Annotated in this window: 20 protein-coding genes and 1 riboswitch; of the genes, 7 read left to right on the forward strand and 13 right to left on the reverse strand. The window is 35.3% G+C overall.

The genetic code is table 11. From position 1 onward, the window contains the following. Positions 1-40 precede the first annotated feature (40 nt). Both hydF and DYH56_RS16190 read left to right on the forward strand, forming a co-directional pair. Positions 41-1270 carry a [FeFe] hydrogenase H-cluster maturation GTPase HydF gene (gene hydF, locus DYH56_RS00885; protein ID WP_114640960.1) on the forward strand — a complete coding sequence of 410 codons (1230 nt, stop codon included), beginning with the start codon at positions 41-43 and terminating at the stop codon, positions 1268-1270. A 408-nt stretch (positions 1271-1678) separates the two neighbouring features. Beyond that, positions 1679-2149: a septal ring lytic transglycosylase RlpA family protein gene (locus tag DYH56_RS16190; RefSeq protein ID WP_114640961.1), complete on the forward strand. Its 471-nt coding sequence runs from the start codon at positions 1679-1681 to the stop codon at positions 2147-2149. Positions 2150-2254: 105 nt separating this feature from the next. Here DYH56_RS16190 and DYH56_RS00895 read toward each other — a convergent pair whose 3' ends face one another. Together DYH56_RS00895 and DYH56_RS00900 are read right to left on the reverse strand one after the other, a co-directional pair. Continuing rightward, positions 2255-2836 carry a TetR/AcrR family transcriptional regulator gene (locus tag DYH56_RS00895; RefSeq protein ID WP_114640962.1) on the reverse strand — a complete coding sequence of 194 codons (582 nt, stop codon included), beginning with the start codon at positions 2834-2836 and terminating at the stop codon, positions 2255-2257. 179 nt (positions 2837-3015) lie between these two features. Next, complete coding sequence (locus tag DYH56_RS00900) at positions 3016-4260, reverse strand: OmpP1/FadL family transporter (RefSeq protein ID WP_114640963.1); 1245 nt, start codon at positions 4258-4260, stop codon at positions 3016-3018. Positions 4261-4729: 469 nt separating this feature from the next. Between DYH56_RS00900 and DYH56_RS00905 the strand changes: the two genes are divergently transcribed. From DYH56_RS00905 to DYH56_RS00915, 3 genes are all read left to right on the forward strand, one after another. Continuing rightward, positions 4730-6013, forward strand: a complete 1284-nt coding sequence (locus DYH56_RS00905) for a tRNA nucleotidyltransferase/poly(A) polymerase-related protein (protein ID WP_114640964.1) — start codon at positions 4730-4732, stop codon at positions 6011-6013. Positions 6014-6281: 268 nt separating this feature from the next. After that, a complete protein-coding gene (locus DYH56_RS00910; protein WP_114640965.1) occupies positions 6282-6848 on the forward strand; it encodes a hypothetical protein in 567 nt (188 codons plus the stop codon). Positions 6849-6886: 38 nt separating this feature from the next. After that, positions 6887-7582 (forward strand): hypothetical protein, encoded by a 696-nt coding sequence (locus DYH56_RS00915; protein ID WP_114640966.1) that lies wholly within the window; start codon positions 6887-6889, stop codon positions 7580-7582. A gap of 134 nt (positions 7583-7716) precedes the next feature. Here the strand turns inward: DYH56_RS00915 and DYH56_RS00920 are convergent, their stop codons facing one another. From DYH56_RS00920 to DYH56_RS00960, 9 genes are all read right to left on the reverse strand, one after another. Then, on the reverse strand, positions 7717-9051 hold the full coding sequence (locus tag DYH56_RS00920) for a CoA-disulfide reductase (protein WP_114640967.1): 1335 nt from the start codon (positions 9049-9051) through the stop codon (positions 7717-7719). Positions 9052-9114: 63 nt separating this feature from the next. Continuing rightward, a complete protein-coding gene (locus DYH56_RS00925) occupies positions 9115-9966 on the reverse strand; it encodes a DUF5677 domain-containing protein (RefSeq protein ID WP_114640968.1) in 852 nt (283 codons plus the stop codon). A gap of 42 nt (positions 9967-10008) precedes the next feature. Continuing rightward, positions 10009-10698, reverse strand: coding sequence for a tRNA (adenosine(37)-N6)-threonylcarbamoyltransferase complex dimerization subunit type 1 TsaB (gene tsaB, locus DYH56_RS00930; RefSeq protein ID WP_114640969.1), 690 nt, complete (start codon positions 10696-10698; stop codon positions 10009-10011). Continuing rightward, entirely contained in the window at positions 10692-11144 is a 453-nt protein-coding gene (tsaE, locus tag DYH56_RS00935; protein WP_114640970.1) for a tRNA (adenosine(37)-N6)-threonylcarbamoyltransferase complex ATPase subunit type 1 TsaE, read from the reverse strand. The genes tsaB and tsaE overlap by 7 nt, the downstream gene beginning before the upstream one ends. Before the next feature lie 200 nt (positions 11145-11344). Next, a complete protein-coding gene (rfaE2, locus tag DYH56_RS00940) occupies positions 11345-11818 on the reverse strand; it encodes a D-glycero-beta-D-manno-heptose 1-phosphate adenylyltransferase (RefSeq protein ID WP_114640971.1) in 474 nt (157 codons plus the stop codon). 181 nt (positions 11819-11999) lie between these two features. Further along, entirely contained in the window at positions 12000-12335 is a 336-nt protein-coding gene (locus DYH56_RS00945) for a hypothetical protein (RefSeq protein WP_147269577.1), read from the reverse strand. A 125-nt stretch (positions 12336-12460) separates the two neighbouring features. After that, positions 12461-13129: a HesA/MoeB/ThiF family protein gene (locus DYH56_RS00950; RefSeq protein WP_114640973.1), complete on the reverse strand. Its 669-nt coding sequence runs from the start codon at positions 13127-13129 to the stop codon at positions 12461-12463. A 1-nt stretch (position 13130) separates the two neighbouring features. Next, complete coding sequence (locus tag DYH56_RS00955) at positions 13131-13379, reverse strand: MoaD/ThiS family protein (RefSeq protein WP_199532944.1); 249 nt, start codon at positions 13377-13379, stop codon at positions 13131-13133. Positions 13380-13383: 4 nt separating this feature from the next. Next, positions 13384-15111 (reverse strand): aldehyde ferredoxin oxidoreductase family protein, encoded by a 1728-nt coding sequence (locus DYH56_RS00960; RefSeq protein WP_114640974.1) that lies wholly within the window; start codon positions 15109-15111, stop codon positions 13384-13386. A 10-nt stretch (positions 15112-15121) separates the two neighbouring features. Then, positions 15122-15244, reverse strand: a riboswitch (molybdenum cofactor riboswitch). Between the two features lie 274 nt (positions 15245-15518). On the opposite strand from DYH56_RS00960, the gene DYH56_RS00965 reads away from it, so the two are divergent. Next, on the forward strand, positions 15519-15839 hold the full coding sequence (locus DYH56_RS00965; RefSeq protein WP_114640975.1) for a toxin-antitoxin system YwqK family antitoxin: 321 nt from the start codon (positions 15519-15521) through the stop codon (positions 15837-15839). A gap of 245 nt (positions 15840-16084) precedes the next feature. On the opposite strand, the gene DYH56_RS00970 is transcribed toward DYH56_RS00965, so the two are convergent. Together DYH56_RS00970 and DYH56_RS00975 are read right to left on the reverse strand one after the other, a co-directional pair. Further along, positions 16085-16462 carry a GerW family sporulation protein gene (locus DYH56_RS00970; RefSeq protein WP_199532945.1) on the reverse strand — a complete coding sequence of 126 codons (378 nt, stop codon included), beginning with the start codon at positions 16460-16462 and terminating at the stop codon, positions 16085-16087. 26 nt (positions 16463-16488) lie between these two features. Continuing rightward, the gene (locus DYH56_RS00975) at positions 16489-17085 is read right to left on the reverse strand and encodes a hypothetical protein (protein WP_114640976.1); all 597 of its coding nucleotides are present in this window, start codon (positions 17083-17085) and stop codon (positions 16489-16491) included. A 228-nt stretch (positions 17086-17313) separates the two neighbouring features. On the opposite strand from DYH56_RS00975, the gene DYH56_RS00980 reads away from it, so the two are divergent. Beyond that, a complete protein-coding gene (locus DYH56_RS00980; RefSeq protein WP_158539001.1) occupies positions 17314-17925 on the forward strand; it encodes a toxin-antitoxin system YwqK family antitoxin in 612 nt (203 codons plus the stop codon). Positions 17926-18258: the final 333 nt, after the last annotated feature.

The raw sequence follows: 18258 nt of genomic DNA on the forward strand, positions 1-18258 counted from the left end.
TATAATATAAATATCAAAATATATTTAAGAGGTGATTTTAATGTCAAATTTAAATAAAACTCCAAGTTCAAACAGACTGCATATCTCTATTTTCGGGAAAAGAAATATGGGGAAATCAACACTAATCAATGCAATCACAGGACAAAATTTAGCCATCGTTTCTGATTTTGCAGGAACAACAACCGATCCCATCTATAAAGCTATGGAGATCCTGCCCATAGGACCATGTGTTCTTATCGATACAGCAGGAATAGATGATGTAGGTGCCTTAGGAGATTTACGTATAAAGAAAACCATGGAAGTCGTAAGAAAAACCGATATAGCCCTTATCACAGTTGACTACAACGGATTTCTAGAGTTCGACTATAATATTATCGACATTTTAAATAAAAATAACACTCCGTTTATAGTGGTTATCAATAAGGCAGATATAGAAAAACCCAATTCTGATTTTTTAACGGAGTTAGAAAATTTAAATTATCCATATATAAATCTGTCCGCAGAACAAAAAGACAGGATGGAAGATATGAAAGGCCTGATCATCCAGCATTCTCCCATGGAATTTGAAAGTCCAAGCATCTTAGGAGACCTTATAGAAGACGGAGATCACATTGTTTTGGTTATTCCCATCGATACCGGGATGCCTAAAGGTCGTATAATTCTGCCCCAGGTGCAGACTATGAGAGATATTTTAGATAACAGCGGAATCATCCACACCTGTAAAGATACCGAATTGCAAGCCACTTTAGATGGATTGAAACATCCTCCGAAATTAGTCATCACAGATTCCCAGGCTTTTGAAAGAGTCTCAGCCATGGTTCCAGAAGGTGTCCTTCTGACTTCATTCTCCATCCTTTTTGCCCGATACAAAGGTGATTTAAACAGGATGGTAGATGGAGCAAAGACACTGATGTCACTTAAAAGCGGGGACAAATTTTTAGTTTCAGAAGCCTGTACCCACCATGTTCAAAAAGATGATATAGGCAGATATAAGATCCCCAAATGGATAGACGAAAAGATCGACACCGGGATAGATTTTGATATCGTAGCAGGAAGGGACTACCCAGAAAATTTAAAAGACTATAAATTGGTTATCCATTGCGGCGGATGCACTCTGAACAGAAAAGAGATGTTAGGCAGAATAGACATAAGTTACCGTGAAGGGGTTCCCATCTTAAACTACGGTCTTTGTATAGCCGCCCTCTATGGTATCCTGGACAGAGCCCTTAAACCCTTTCCAGAAGTTAATGAAATATGGAAGAAAAAGTAAATCTTAAAAACTTAACCGCAAATTACACAAATGAATGCGAATAAGTAGAGGATAGAGGAAAGTATCTTGAAAAAGAAAAAATCAGATAGAAGCCCAAGAAGAGAATTAATTACAAAGAAAAGAGGTTAACAGAACCCTCTCTTTTGTTCTCCCCCCTTTATGCCATCGTAAAATTAACTTTTACTAAAAGTAAATTTTTTGTACTCGTCAATCGGGGGAGATGTCCAAAGGACAGTAGGGGTTCTTGGTGTTGATTGGTGGCTAAGTTATTTGATTTTTGTAAATCAGAAGTTTATCTGTGTCATCCGTGTCAAGTGTTTTGACTTTGATTAGATTTTATTTTCGAAAATTAACCACATTAGCGGTTTCAAAATTGTAAATTAGTGATAAAAAGGAGAGGATTTCGAAATGAAAAAATTAGTATTAGTCATAATTATCGCTATTGCCCTGGTAGGCTGTAGCAGCAACGCCCCAAAGAAAACAGTATCGTATTCTAAATCCCCCGTACAAAATTCTAAATCTAAAACAGGTAAGACTGTCACAGATAAGACCGTCAAAGGGAAGACCATGAGAGGAAAGGCGTCTTGGTATGGAGATTACTTTCACGGGAAAAAAACAGCCAGCGGGGAAAAATACAACATGTATAATTTAACCGCTGCCCATAAAACACTGCCTTTCGGCACAATTGTCAGAGTAAAAAACTTAGATAACGGGAAATCTGTAGAAGTCAAAATAAATGACAGAGGCCCATACGTGAAGGGGCGGATCATCGATCTGAGCAGAGCTGCCTTTAAAAAAATAGCCCCCTTGGGAGCCGGAGTATTGAATGTTGAGGTTACCATCTTGGACACTTCAAATACTTTTAGATATAAACACTAAATTTTATCTCAAAATTCTATGTTTATGTAATAAACTAGTAGCATTCTGCTCTTGGGGTATGATTTTTCAAATAAAAAATGAGCAAAATAATTTGCTCATTTTTTATTAATTTAATTCATTTTTTTCTTTTTCTATACCTAGGTGGTAATAGATGATCGATGCAGGGCCACTTATCAGTCTTTTTCTTATAAAATTATCCGATGGTGTTTTGAAATATCCCGTTGCAATAAGGGTAGATAAACCATGGGCATATGTCCAGCAATCAATGGTCAAAGTTTCTTTGACATCAGCTGGCAGACTATCAAACCTTTCGTCTTTTTTCATCTCCTCAAAGATAATCTTATGAAACTCAGATATCAATGTACTGTATGAGCTATTTCTTAAAAATATAGATTTAAATAACGGTTTTTCTTCCCTTGCAAATTTGCAGATCCCCATCCCTATATTAAGAAAAGGTACCTCCTCTTTTTCTTTGCTGACATATGTTAAAAATAGATTTTTGGCTCTATTTATCAATTCCTTTTTTAATTCATCCATAGATATAAATAAACCATAGATGGGTGCAGGAGAACAGTTTAATTCCTTGGCTAAACTTCTAGCTGTGATATTTTCCAAACTGCCTCTCTCTAACATACCAAAAGCTTTATCTATTATTTGTTCTCTTGTGAATATGGGTTTTTTAGGCATTTTTCCCCTCCAATTTTATTTTTCTTGTATTATAACACTTGTTTTTTTATCTTTTATGTATTATAACACTTGTTTTTTAGTTTTTCAACCTCTATTCTATATAAGTTTATAATTTATAACTATATTTAAGTTGTAATTTTATATAAAAAGGGAACCCCTCTAAGAGTTCCCCTAAATAATTAGAATTTATATGCTGCACTTATTCCTGTAGCAATTATATTTTTTTTATAATTTACCCCATCTACTTCATGATCAATATAGTCCACATACATCGTTCCGAATGTCCACTCTAAGTTAGAATTCTGCTGGAACTTAGCTCCCACTGTAAATATATGTGAGTTTAATGCAAACTCGGTGTCGTTAAACGTCTCATCAGATGCACCTGTATCCGCATAGTTATATCCAGTAGTCAGAGTCCATCTTTCAGATACCTGGTACTCTGTACCTACATTTACTTCCCATCCGTTTTTAAATCCGTCTTTACCATCTGTGTCAGCTTCTGAAATGAAAAAATAGTTTCCTCCACCCATTACAGTCCACTTATCGGTCATTTTATAAGATACCCCGTATTTCAATTCAGCTGGAAGGTCTCTCCATCTTTTATCACCATCGATGATTGGAGCTAAAGCTGCTCCTGCCGGGTTTGCAGCTATTGCAGGTAGCATTACTCCTAAACTTCCACTTCCTTCTGAATCTGCTTCAAATTCCAGCTTAACCTTAGTATTATAAGTCACTGCCATGTTCAATCTGTCGTTAGGTCTATAGTTCACTCCAAAGGTTCCACCGAATCCCTGGGCCGTTCTCTCTGCATCATAAGTACCATCCAATCCTTTAGTTATTGGACTTGTTGGATATTGTTTTGTATCTTTAACTTCAATTTTTATATTTCTTTGGGCATAGATATATTTAACCCCTGCTGCCACCGACCATTCATTGTTTAATCTGTAGGCCGTCCCAAGGTTAGCCATGACATAGGCATTTTTCCCTTCAACGGTACCGCTTCCACCAAAATCAGCTCCAAGTCCACCATGAAGTAAACCATCCAATAAAGGTACTCCATCCTCATAGTCTAAAGTAGGTCCTCCTGCTGCTCCTCCAGTGTTGGCATAGAATGCCCAGTCTCCACTCTTATGAATATAACTTAAATTAGGTATAATCCCCATTGGATCGTTAGCCTTATAGTTATCCCCACCCTTTTCCATCTCGTAAGTAATATTAGACAGCTGTCCTCCTATACTCATATAGTTTCCGTCCTCTAAATGGACTAAACCTGCCGGATTATAATAAACCGCCTCTGCTGTTAATGTAGCATTTTGAGCCGGGTTCCCCATATATGCTGGCGTTGAGTTAGCTAGTGCGTCTACACTGGCTCCATATGATACTGTACTAAGTAAAGCTATACATCCAAATAATATTTTCTTCATTTTTTCATTTCTCCTTCTTTCTCTTTTATTTTAACAGATCAACAATTTGACCTTCCTAATTAATTACTAGTGTAATATAACACCTATTATTTTAAAAGTCAAGATTTAAAATAACACTTGTTCTTCATCACCTTCTTAATTATGGATCTCTTAAAGCCGAACAACCGTAGCCTACTTTAATTTTATCGTGATTTATCATAAACTATTAATTATGCTTATCTTTCACTTATTCATCATGTAGAATTACAAGAAACTTTATGCCCTACAAATGATCCAGATAGGTGCAAAAAAAACAAAGTCATAGAAACGAAAGATCTGTTATAAAGTTCAGCCTTTGGTTATGTTTTAAATTATTTTATTTTCAGGTAATTTAATATTCGTGCCATAGAAAACGAAGAGAGAAAAAAAGTTTTAAATCACTCCTATCTGAGGTATAATTACCATAAAGCGGCAAACTGAAGGAGTAAAGATGTATATAGAATTAGCTAAGGAGATCCAAAAGATAAATGGTTGTCTATATGTGGTAGGCGGGGCTGTGAGAGATTTTTTTATCTACAACAATCCCATTGAAAAAAACTCAAATATAGACATAGAAATCTTAGGAGTTTCTCCTGCACAAATAGAAAAAATATTAAATAATTTCGGCAGATGGAAATTAGTCGGCAGCCTCTACAAGGTCTATCTCATCGAAAATTTAGAAATTACTCTACCACGAGACGGTGACGGATTCAACCCCGCTTTAAATATAGAGACTTCCATTCTAAACAGGGATCTGACCATCAACTCCCTTTACTACAACCCTCTGACAGAGAAGACTATAGACCTTTATAATGGAAAATCAGACCTTGAAAATAAAATTTTACAATATATAGACCGTGAAACTTTTTTAGAAGACCCCCTCAGATTATTTAGAACCATCGAGCTGGCAGGGAGGTTAAATTTTAAGCTTTCGGAGGATCTAAAGGTCTTAATTTCAACAAATTTTCACCTGATTCAAAAGATTCCACGGGAAAGAATCATGGGGGAATTGGAGAAAATCCTTTTAAATCACAGGAAACCTTCCAAAACTTTCAGGCTCCTGGATGAGGTTGGAGGAGTCGAGATCCTGTTTCCAAATCTATACCGGTCTAAAAAAACAATCCAGGATAAAGTTTTTCATCCTGAGGGAGATGTTTTCACCCACACCCTTATGACCCTTGATATCCTAAAAACCACCGAAAGAACAGCAGACCTTATGGTAGCCCTTTTATTTCACGATATCGGAAAAAACCTTACACAAGACACCAATTTTAAAGGGCATACCAGAGCATCCAGGGAGATGTTTTTAGATTTAATAGGTAAATTTACAAACAACAAAAAACTCATATCTTCTGCTTCTGATTTAATTTTTTACCATGCTGCCCCATTGATATTGATGTTAAACAACAAGGTCAATAAAATCACAATAAGAAAGCTAGCTGTCCAGGTAGATATCCCTAAACTCCTCAAAGTCTATAAAGCTGATGTTTTAGGAAGGGGACGGTTAGACAACTCACAGGAACTGGATAACATCCAAAAGATAAGGTCTATCTATCTGGAGATAAAAGATGATCTGACTCCCTTAGTCAACGGCAGCCACCTGCTTTCATGGGGATATAAGAGCGGGAAGGAATTTAAAAAGATCCTGAACTATCTGTATAAGTTACAGTTAGAGGAGAAGTTCACCAGCATAGAAGAAGCTAGGGATATAATTGAAAATGAAGAGAAACAATAGAACGCGGATGCATAGATACATACACGGATAAAATGGAGATAATCACAGATTTTTATTTTTGGGGTTTAAACCAAGAAAACGTAATTATCAGTGTGAATCAGAGATTTTTCTGTGTATCTCGAAGAGATCCGCGTTCTATGAGATAAGTTAAAGTCAAATTTTAGTCCACTTCAAAAACAAAGTTTAGGATAACGGCAAAGAAAAGGTTTGAATATTTACAAAAATATCTAATTATGATATTCTTGTACTATAATGATTAGGAGGAACTATGAATTTTTTTAAAAAGATGCTACTTTTAACCCTCTTACTTTCCTTCATGGGATGTTCTAAAAATGCCTATGTCAGAACTATTGAAAAAGGATACAGTAAGAGTAAGGAAGATCCCTCTGTTTATATTAAAGATAGTGAGGAATCTATATATACCAAGAAAAAAATGAAATACTCGGTCTACGAAAACCAGCACTTCCTAGTGTTGAAAGAAGATAAAAAGACCCGGGAAAAAACTCTATACCTGGCATTGAAATACAGGGGGGATGAGTGGATCTATATGAACGCTCTGGATTTAATCTCCCATGAAACCTATCATATGAATTTTATGGCCAGAAAATTAAATACAGCTTTTTGGAGGGATAAATCAAATCTTGTAGATTCCGTTGAGGAGTACATAGCTTTTGCTTTAAAACCTCAGGAGATCGATGCTATGAAAAAAATGGCTGAGAGTAATCACGGAGAGATAAAGTATTATAGTGAGGTCGATGACAGATCGGTAACAACAGCAATAACTGCAGAAGAAATTCAAAATATGAAAGAAATATTAGATTTATATTCTAAATAAAATATAGGGGTCACCACCCTGTCAAAAGGAGAGATATTATGTCAATTAAATTAAAACATTGCTTAACATCACATGCAACATCATTCAATCCTCAAAGTCGTGGGTTTGATATAGCAGGACAATTCGACAGCTTGGTTCAGCCTATTTTTCCAATTGGAATGCCTAAACTATCTATATACTTAGCATTCGAAGGGTTAAATAGAGATACTAACTTCGAGATGAGAATCAACAGTCCTAGTGATGAATTATTATCCAGTGGAGAGTTACCAGTTCCCAGAGATATGTTTGGTCACGGTAGAAAAGTAATCAACATTGAACAATTTGTTATTGCCGAAAGGGGAACATATACATTAGACATCTTAGAAAAAACTCCCAGCGGATTAAAGTTTTTAATGACTGAAACTCTGTTTACTACGTCTTATCCGCCTAAAAGACATTTTCAAGATGGAGAAGTAGAAGCTATCTTAGCTTCTAAAGAAAAAATCATCAGAACTATCAAAAGTGATTTTAAACCAGTGGATGTGGATACTGTTGTAAAGTTACAGCTGAGCTTAGACGTCAATGAAAAGTTGGAAGAAGGGCATATCTTATTCCCTGAAAATAATATCCTTACTATTGAAGACAATGAATATGATCTTACCGGACTGAGAAGGGAAATGGAATGGATGTTTGGAAGACCTATCCCTCAGCAGCAGCCTCAAAATGAAGAAGGATCTGCAGAAGAAACAAAATAAGTTATACTCAATATAAAAATATAAGAAGAGGCTGATCCAAAAAGATCAAGCCTCTTCTTTTGACTACTAAATCTAATGACTAATTTACCAGAAAAACACATTATTCAGTAGGTATTTAAAAGTATAATTTATATCTATTTAGCTACATTTCCGCTTACATTGAGTACATCCCATGTTCTGGCAAATGGAGGAGAATAACAAAAATCCATCATTCCTAATTCTGAAGTTTTCATCTTTGCAGCAACTGCCATGGCAATAACATCTACCCTCAATACAGCTCCATTTTTTCCTATAATCTGCCCTCCTAAAATAACCTTAGTCTCAGCATCATATATTAATTTTACAAAAATATTCTCCTGTCCCGGATAATAATTAGTTTGATTTTTATCCTTTACTAATACAGTTTTATAGTTTATCCCGTCTAATTTGGCTTCGGTTTCTGTTATCCCTGTTCTTCCGGCTTCTAAATCCATTACCTTGATGCAGGCAGATCCCAGAGTCCCATTGAACTTAATTTTAGCCCCGGCTAAATTTTCCCCTACTACCCTTCCAATTTTGTTAGCTGTTGTAGCCAGAGGAATATACACATTTTTCTTTCTGACTTTATGATATACCACTGCACAGTCTCCTGCTGAATAGATACTATCTACAGATGTTTTTCCCTCTTCGTCTATTATAATAGCTCCCCTGTCCATCTCAATTCCTGTACCCTCCAGGAATCCTGTTGCAGGTCTTACACCAGTGGCTACAACTACGATATCAGCACTGTATTCACCCTTATCGGTAATGACCCTTTCTACCACACCATTTCCCTCTATTTTTTTTACAATCTCTTCTAAATGAAGTTCTACACCATGTGATCTTACCTCTTTTTCCATAAGATCTGTTATCTCACTGTCAAAAGAAGCTGACATCATCCTTTTTCCCTGTTGGATAACCCTTACATTTTTCCCCAGATTTTTCGCCGCTTCTACAACCTCTATCCCTATGTACCCGGCACCGATCACTACTATCTCTTTATTTTCCTCTTTCATTATGGCTTTCTTTAAACTGATACCGTCATCCATAGATTTCAAAGTGAAAATATTTTTTAAAGTTTTCAATCCTTCAACTGGCGGCAGGATAGCATTAGCACCTGTAGCTACCATTAATTTATCGTATGAACTTTCAAAAGTTTCATCTGTCACTAAATTTTTAACTATTACTATTTTTCTCTCCACATCTACCTTTAAAACCTCATGATTTATATTCACTTCTACACCGGATTCTCTAAACTGTTCCGGAGTCCTGGCAATCATACCTTTGGGATTGTCAAAAAAATCTCCTACATAATAGGGCAGCCCGCAGGCTCCAAAAGATACGATACTTCCCTTTTCATATACTATGACCTCTGAATTTTTAGCCATTCTTTTAGCCTTTGCTGCTGCACTCATTCCTGCTGCTACTCCGCCTATAATAACTATTCTCATAAATCCTCCTTTATCGTCTACGAAACTAAAAATGTCTAATCAGAAATCTTTATAATGCCATCCTTATATTTCAGCATTCAATTTTGTTGTTCCTGCCAATCTTTCATTATCTAATTTTATCAACTTTTCTGATTTTTCAAATATTTCTTCCCGCCATTTTTCTAAATTAGATGAAGGTTCCCGGATATACAACTTAACCATCCTATCAAATATTTCCCCTGAAAAACGTGCAATTATCTGTGAGATTAACCCTATTTCAGTTTTCGAAGTATCTCTAAATCCTCTCAATTTAAAACTATTATCCTCTGAATAACTGTGAATAATCGAACCTTGGTTATGGGTTTCAGCACATAATAAACTATAGTGTATCTTTGCACCCTTACTTTTGTAAGGATCGTCTGTTTTTTCATCAAAATAAAAGCTTTTCCAGTTAAGTCTGTGATCGTTACTTTCTTTTTTCTTTCCCCGCTGTTTTTTTAGTTCGTCTCCCAACTGTTGTTGAATTGATTTTATACCCTCCTGGTCATCTGCCGATAATTCCATTTTTTCATATTTAGACAGATAATCTAAACTTTTGCAGTAAATATAAGCTAATGCTCTTTTGGGGGCTTTCAGCATAAAATTCAGATCTAAAAAACCATCTAAAACACTTCTTGCTAAAACAGATATATTCTGCTGGGAATATTTTTCCGATAATATAATTATCCCATCTATTTTTTCCAGTATTTCCTTTAAAATAGAAATCATTATTTGCTGCTGTTTTTCTTCCCGGCCAGTTACCTTACTTTCATTTAAAGAAACTACTATATCCAGGCCTTTTTGAATAACTTCTTCCAGCATCACACTAAATTCAACATACATTTCTTTTGTTTTATCAGTTGCTTCCTCTGTTAACTCTTGTTTTGTAATCCCCATATTCACCACTCCTAAAAATAATTTTATTCGTGTTGTTCATGATTACTTCTTCTCCCTGGCTTCTTTTTCCCTTTCAGCCTGGGTTTTCGAGATATAATAAGGCTCCAGTGTATAAAGGTTATCTGCATCTCTTTCCACTGCCATCTCAGCCATAATTCCCGCTCTTACCATTGAGTTGGATTTTAAATTATATACGGCATTATCTCCCATAACTTCATCTATTATTTCCTTATAGACAATACTTCCGTCACCTGTAAAAGTAATTTTTTCCCCTTTAAAATCTTCCAATATTAATTTTAGCTCCTCGGCTCCATACTGGGATACCCGCGTCATCAGGTCACCATTATATTCATAGGCAGAATAATACACCCTTCCCTTTCTGGCATCTATCAGTGACATAATCTTATTGGGAGTTTGTGACACAGTATGTGCAAGGATATCCAATTCATTTACCCCTACAAGGTCGCAGCCGATACTGTAAGCCAGTCCTTTGGCTGTTCCTACTCCTACTCTGATTCCTGTAAATGATCCAGGCCCTATACTGACAGCTATCCTGTCTATATCCTTTGGCTTAAGTTTAGCCAGGCTGAATACCATATCCACTATGGACATCAAAGAATCTGAATGATTCAGCCTTATATTTGCATTTATTTCCGATAAAATCCCTATCTCACTATCGTATAATGCTACACTACCTGTTTTAGTAGAAGCATCTATTCCCAATACTACCATAATTTATTTAACTCCTTCTCTCTTTCTTCATTCCCGATAAATTTCATCTCAACTTCACGGGAATTCTCATCCCTGTGATATATTTTTATCTCTATATATTCTTTGGGTAACTCTGTATCTATTATGTTGGCCCACTCTATTATTGTCAGCCCGTCGTTATGCAGATAATCTTCATACCCGATCTCATATACTTCCTCAGGGTCGGACAGTCTATAAACATCAAAATGATATAAGGGCATCTTCCCCCCTAGATGTTCCAATACATAGTTAAATGTGGGACTTTTTATATTGCCGGTGATCCCTAATTCTTTTGCTATTGTTTTAGTCAGAGTTGTTTTTCCTGTTCCCAGATCTCCTACCAGTGCTATAACGTCATTTGGAATTACAAAATCAGCTAATTTAACTGCTAATTCCGTCAATTCCTCAAATGATAATATTTTCTTCATTTTTTTCATTCTCCTTTTTGTCACGAATTACACCAATTTATAGAACACGGATTACGCGGATCTAGCGGATTTTCACTGTTTTTTACTGGAAATAAAATCTGCGATTACCTTTTTACACCATCCGTGTATGCATAGCATCCGCGTTCTATCACCTTTTTCTAGGTGCTAATCAGTATTTATTGGTGGCTAAGTTTTTTATTTTAATTTTTGTTTTCCGCTATCTTTTTCACTACATTGGAGGTAGATTTCCCATCTACCAGGGTAAGGATCCTTACCTCTCCTCCGTTTTTCTCTACTACCACAGTTTCAGGAAGATCTTCCTTCTTGTAATCTCCTCCCTTTACATGGATAGAGGGCTTCAATGTTTCTATTATCTCTACAGGGGTGTCCTCCGGGAATATTACAGCATAATCTACAGCCTTTAGCCCGCACAATAATTCTGCCCTGTCCATCTCACCATTTATAGGTCTTGTAGGCCCCTTTAACCTTCTTACAGAGTCATCGGAGTTAACTCCCACGATCAATATATCACCGCATTCACGGGCTTCATTTAAATATCTGAGATGTCCCACATGCAGGATATCAAAACACCCATTGGTAAAGACCACCTTTTTTCCGCTTTCTTTCAGTCCTTCAACTAATTTACCGGCCTCTTCTCTCGTTAGTATACTCATAAATTCCTCCTGATTTTTTCCTTTTATTTCTATAAATTATACCTTAATTTCAATTCTTTTAAAAGACCTCACTCTCAAACCTGTCTATAGTTTTCTCTATTGTCATATTAAAAAAAATTTTAATTATGAATTTTTTTTATATTCATGACCTCGTGAAAACGCCAAAGAGGAAAGAGTAAGCCTACCTGTGCCTCATCTCATCCAATTCAAATACCAGTCTGTCATATGAAGACTGCATCCTCTTCATCTTTTCCTCATATTCCCTTGTTTTCTCCTCCACCTTTGTTTTCAGTCTGCCATCTACATCATCTAATTTTGCTCTCAATTCCCTTAATTCACCATTCCTAACCTTTAATTTCTGCTTTAAGGTGGTGTTTTCTTCCTCTATTTTTTTATATCCATTCTGAATCTCTAATTTATCCCTGCCTAATTTCTCCAGTCTGCCTCTCAGTTTATCTATCTTACCCAGCAGTTCTATTTTTTCCCTTCTATATCTGCTCTTTAATACAAAAAACATCTTTATATTCTCCTTTAAATTTATTTTTATAATATATATTAACACGATTTTATTAGTTAATAAAACATTATAACCATTAAAATAGAGGGGAATAATCCTGCGATCATCCCCCTCTATTTTAGTCATTACACCTTCAATCTGGTAAAACTGTTGTACTCAAGGTCGATATACAGGACCTCATTGTTTAAGACTTCTCCTTTATTCAATAGGAGCTTGATTACTTCTCCTACCTGGATAGAAGCTGCCAGGGCAGGGGTGAAACTGGGATTCCCCATCTTATTTTCCAGGTCATCTTCCTTATAAATTTTATCCAAAATAAAATCTCCCGGCATGATCACTGCTACCTGTGCTATCCACCCTCCTATAGCTCCATGAACCATGGGAATATTGTTTTTATCACAAGATAGCTCTACAATCTTTTTTAATCCAGGAGAATCCAGTGCGTCTACCACTATGTCTGCCCCTTTTATGATGGCATCGATATTATGACTGGAGATTTTCCTATTGATTGCCATAACTTCCGTCTCCGGATTTATAGTTTCTGCCCTTTTTTTACCTTCCTCTACCTTAGATATTCCCAAATTATCTTCTGTAGAGATTATCTGCCTGTTTAAATTAGACATCTCAAATTTATCAAAATCCACAAGGATAAGTTTTCCTACTCCTATCCTTGTAAGCATCTCAACTGCATATCCCCCTAAGCCTCCCATACCTAAGATAACTACCGTGGATTCGGATAGTTTCTTTTGCTCATGGGTCGATATCATTTTTTTATTCCTGGAATACCTGTCCATCTTATCCCCCTCCTACAGGGGGGAAGATAGCTACCCTGTCCCCTTCTTTCATAGATTCATTATAATCTAATTTCCTTATCCCGTTGATCATAACTATCATAATTTCTTTTTCTGAAATTCCAATCTCGTCCATCAAATCATCTATTGTCAGATCATTTTTCACTTGTATCTTTTTTACCCCTCTGCTCTCTAGAGGAAGCAGCTCCCTCAAATAAGCAAAAAGTCTTATTTCTATCTGAATATTTTCCATCCTCCTAAAATTCCAATGTTTTATCTAATTCTTCATCTGTAAAATCAAATGTTACATTGTGAGGAGCGACTGCTTCCTCTTTGAAAAATTCAGGTAACCTGTCTTGAACCTTTGTTATTCCAGCCCTTTGATTAAATGCTTTTTCCAGCTTTAATACTTCCTGCCCCCCTGCAAGGATCTCATTAATATCAAAATTAGTGTCATATTTTGAATTTATCATATTAGCTACTTCGGGGAAGGCAGTTTCATCATCTAAGATAGGGAAGGCTACAAAGATACAGAATCCCAAACTATCTAAAACTGCTGTTGCTATTTGAAGATTTCTGGATAACTCCACCTGTCCCTCTTTCTTTAATGGGTCCACAACTCCTCCTACCCCTAATATGTTCGACGTAACTGCATATCCTGCCGTATGATCTGCTCCCATTGGAGTAGTTGCATAGGTTACTCCCTGCCCCTTTACCGATCTGGGGTCATAAGCTGGCAGCGCCTGCCTTTTTACTACGGGCACCCTCTCTGTTCCAAATGCCTGACCTGTAAATGCAGCTCCATTACCTATGATTCTCCCGATAGGTGAACCTTTACCGATCTCTTCCAATAACTTTAGTGCACCTTTATCATCACCAAATTCTAAATATCCGCCTTCCATTGCAACTCCTACTGCAACTCCAGTATCTATGGTGTCTACTCCAAAATCATCACACATTTTATCCATCTTGGCTATTGAATCCAGATCTTTTATATGACAGTGAGCTCCAAATGCCCAGATAGTTTCATATTCAAATCCCCCTGTAAGATAATCCCCTTTTTTATCATTATACACCTGGGAACATCTCATGATACATCCAGGATGACATGCATGGGTTGTCTGCCCCTTTCTTTTTTGAATAGTTTCAAACATAGTTTCCCCACTGATACTTTCGGCAAATTCAAACCTGCCATCTCTAAAGTTATCTGTAGGTAATCCCCCGGCTTCATTTAAAATATTTACCAGAACTGCCGTTCCATATGCCGGCAGACCCTGCCCGGATACAGGGTGGGCTAAGACCGATTTGGAGAAGTTTCTGGCTGCAGTCCTAAATGAATCTATATCATGGTATTCAACTTTGTTTTCCTTCCCGGGATCAATAACTATTGCCTTTATCCCTTTGGACCCGAGAACTGCCCCGGTTCCGCCCCTTCCGCAATGTCTTGTTGGTCTTCCTTCCGGATCTGTAACTGCAATTGATGCTGCAGTTAATCTCATCTCCCCAGCCTGTCCTACCGACATTACAGTTACTTTTTCACCGCATTTTTCTCTCAAGATATTTCCTACATCATAGTTCCCTTTCATCTTTAAGTAGCCGGCATCTTCTATTGTCACTCCTTCAGGAGTTATTTTTATGAGGTTTAATTCCTGATTTTCAGGTTTATTCTCTATAATAATTGCCTTATACCCTAATTTTGCCAGGCTCTGGGCTGCTGTTCCCCCTGCGTTGGATTCCTTTATCCCGCCAGTTAACGGACTCTTGGTTCCTACACTGAGCCTTCCTGAACTTGGTGCCAAAGTTCCTGCAAAAAGACCCGGAGCTATGACTAACTTATTGTTCTTCCCCAGCGGATGTGACGCGGCATCAACTTCATCGGATATAATTCTGGATGTCAGTCCTCTCCCGCCTAATCCTGTATATTCAGGTTTTACCTCTTCAAAACTAACGATCTTGGTACCCATGTCGATTCTACAAATTTTCATAATACATTCCTCCTTATTTTGGTCCACTCCTTTCCAAATGCGGGAGGAAATTCAGTTTCCCGAAAGACCCATTGGTGTCATTTCATAGATGTCAAAGATCCTTAGAAATTTCCACTCGGAGATAACATTAATATAATAATCTTACAATATAGTATATAATATATTTTCTTAATTTCAAGTTTCTTGCCTAAAATAAACGATTATCTCTTTAAAATAATTAAAAAAACAACTAAATTCTGAGGTACTACTACAATAACGACATAAAACGCTAACTATTTAAAGATAAAGTTAACCTTTAACAAGACTTAAAAAAATAAAGATAAACTTAAAAAAATTGAATATATTATTATTTAAAAGCACACTTAAATAGTGGTTAATAATTTTTAAAAAAATCAAAGGAGGGAGTCATGAAAAAAATAATATTAATATTAGTGATTAGTATAGGTTTAATGAGTTATAGTAAATCAATTAATCAATTACATAACAAAAATATCAAACTTAGAAGACATTTTTACAATAAATTCGCAGATACGGAAGTGACTGCCTATAGTAAAAATAGAAAAGTCATATATAAAGGACATTATAAAAATGGGAAAAAAGATGGGGAATGGATTACCTATTATAAAAATGGGAAAATTAAATCTAAAGAAATTTATAAAGATGGGAGAAAGATTAGCTATGGTACTATACCAAGGTTAATTCCTTATGCATTTATAAAGTTTTATTGATTTATAAACAGATGTAATTGTCCAATAAAATTATAAAGATGAGATTAGAAAAGAAATTTCAAGATACATGAATTATTATAATAACCATAGGTATCAATGGAATTAAAAAAAGATGACTCCCGTGCAATACAGGAATCATCTTTTATCAGTAGCCTGACTATACCTTTTTTTAAGTGTCCTTGACAAAGGGTACAGTTTAAAGTACCCATTCTGCTATCATTAGATAAAGGATGGGTACTTTTTATTTAATCATTTTCAGATTCTTTCTTGAAACTATCAGGAGCAACCTCTTTAAGCTTATCCATCAAATCAGGGACCATCTCTAACAGCTTCTCCAATCCAGTATTTTTCTTAATCGGAAGAACACTCACTTCTCCGTTTTTAATGACAATCACAGCAACAGGCGTTATATGGGAGCCGAAGCCGGCACCATGGCTACCAGACTGCTGGTTTTTTTTTGGGTCTGATTCTTCCCCATTGCCTGTTCCCAATCCAAAAGAAAGGGAAAGAGTCGGGATTAAAGTAATATCCCCTATTTGAAATGGTTCTCCAATGACAGTTTTGTTTTTAATAAAATTTTCAAATTTGTCAAACAACTGATCAATATTTTCTTTAATAGCCATGGTTATAACCTCCATTAAATTTATTATTATCTTAAGACAAGCCTTGCCGGCTTATACAAAATCAGTTTTAAAAAAATAAAAACCAAATAATATAAAGCAAACGTCCCGTCTGTGTATATTGTCCCGTTATAAATCTCCTCGTCATACCTAAATCTAAATTTTTCCATATCCATGGGGATGCTGAAAAAGCTGCTTAAGCCATGTACAAAACCTGTAATGCCGGGGTCTTCAAACCCAAGCTCCCCGCTGATGACAAACTTTTTGGGTTTATATTTTTTCAACACTTTTTTTAAACAGTGAACTATATATTTTACTCCCTTTTTCGTCATTTTCCTTTTTTTAACCCTGGTTCTGCCTTTCTTTTCATTTTCTTCAATTTTCTGTTTTTGTGCAGTTTTTTTACTTTTAATTTTAATGGATCTGCCAAACACCTTGATGTAAAATAGCTGCTTATTACTATAGCCTAATTGAAATAAACCAAACAACCATCTTACCTTTGCACCACAGTAAAAACAGTTTTTGTTATTTGCCAGTTTAATACTGTAGGTAAAAGGAAAAAACAGCAGCAGCAAAATAAATAACAGAACAGATATTAAAATAATTAGTAATACATCTAAAATCATAAATAAAACATCCTTGGAAATTTCCACTCGGAGATAACATTAATATAATAACCCTACATTAAAGTATATAATATATTTTTTTAATTTCAAGTTTCTTTTATTCACCCAACTTGTGCAAACTTTATTTTTTGTTGTCTAATCATCTAAAACAAACATTGTCCCTTTAAAAATTGACTTTTTAAATTTTTTGAGTGAGACTAAAAAAAAAGAATGAAAAAGGGAGGAAGAATGAAAAAATTATTAGTATTATTAATAATTAGTATAAGTTTAATGAGTTATGGAAACTCAATTAAAAAAGATCAATTACAAAACAGAAATGGGATGGATTATAAAAATAGAAAAGATGGGGAATGGATTGGCTATTACGAAAATGGACAAATTGAATATAAATACAATTATAAAGATGAGTTAGCAAATGAGGAATTTATTAAGTATTACGAAAATGGACAAATTGAGTATAAATACAACTGTAAAAATGGGATATTAAATGGGGAATCAATTGGCTATTACGAAAATGGACAAATAAAATATAAATATAATTATAAAGATGGATTCGCAAATGGAAGATCGATTAGCTATTACAAAAATGGACAAATCGAATATAAATACAATTATAAAGTTGGATTCGCAAATGGGGCAGTTATTGGTTATTATGAAAATGGACAAATAAAACTTAAAGGAATTTATAAAGATGGAGAACTAAATGGGGAATGGATTTTCTATTATGAGAATGGACAAATAAAACTTAAAGGAATTTATAAAGATGGAAAACTATATGGGGAATGGATTTCCTATTACGAGAACGGACAAATCGAATATAAATATAATTATAACTCTTAAAGATGGAGTTAAATACTAATTTATTGGGATACAATATTTTATAAACCTCTTAAATGAATGTTGTGCTTTACTCATTTTGGAACTCTCATAACTCGAACCAATAAAATCAACCTTAAAAGGACACTGAAAAACAGTGTCCTTTTATTTATTACTTTTTAACATTTTGTCTTTAAATTCATTGAACTTTAAAATTTGCACAAGTCGAGTTATTAATTTTTAACCTTCTAAAAATTCTCTGCATTAATATATACCTTTTCTATTTCCTCTTTGGGAATTATCCTGCTGAAGATATTATTTTCATCATAATTTATTTACCTCACAAAGCTCCTTTAT

Source organism: Psychrilyobacter piezotolerans (genome assembly GCF_003391055.1).
GTDB lineage: Bacteria > Fusobacteriota > Fusobacteriia > Fusobacteriales > Fusobacteriaceae > Psychrilyobacter > Psychrilyobacter piezotolerans.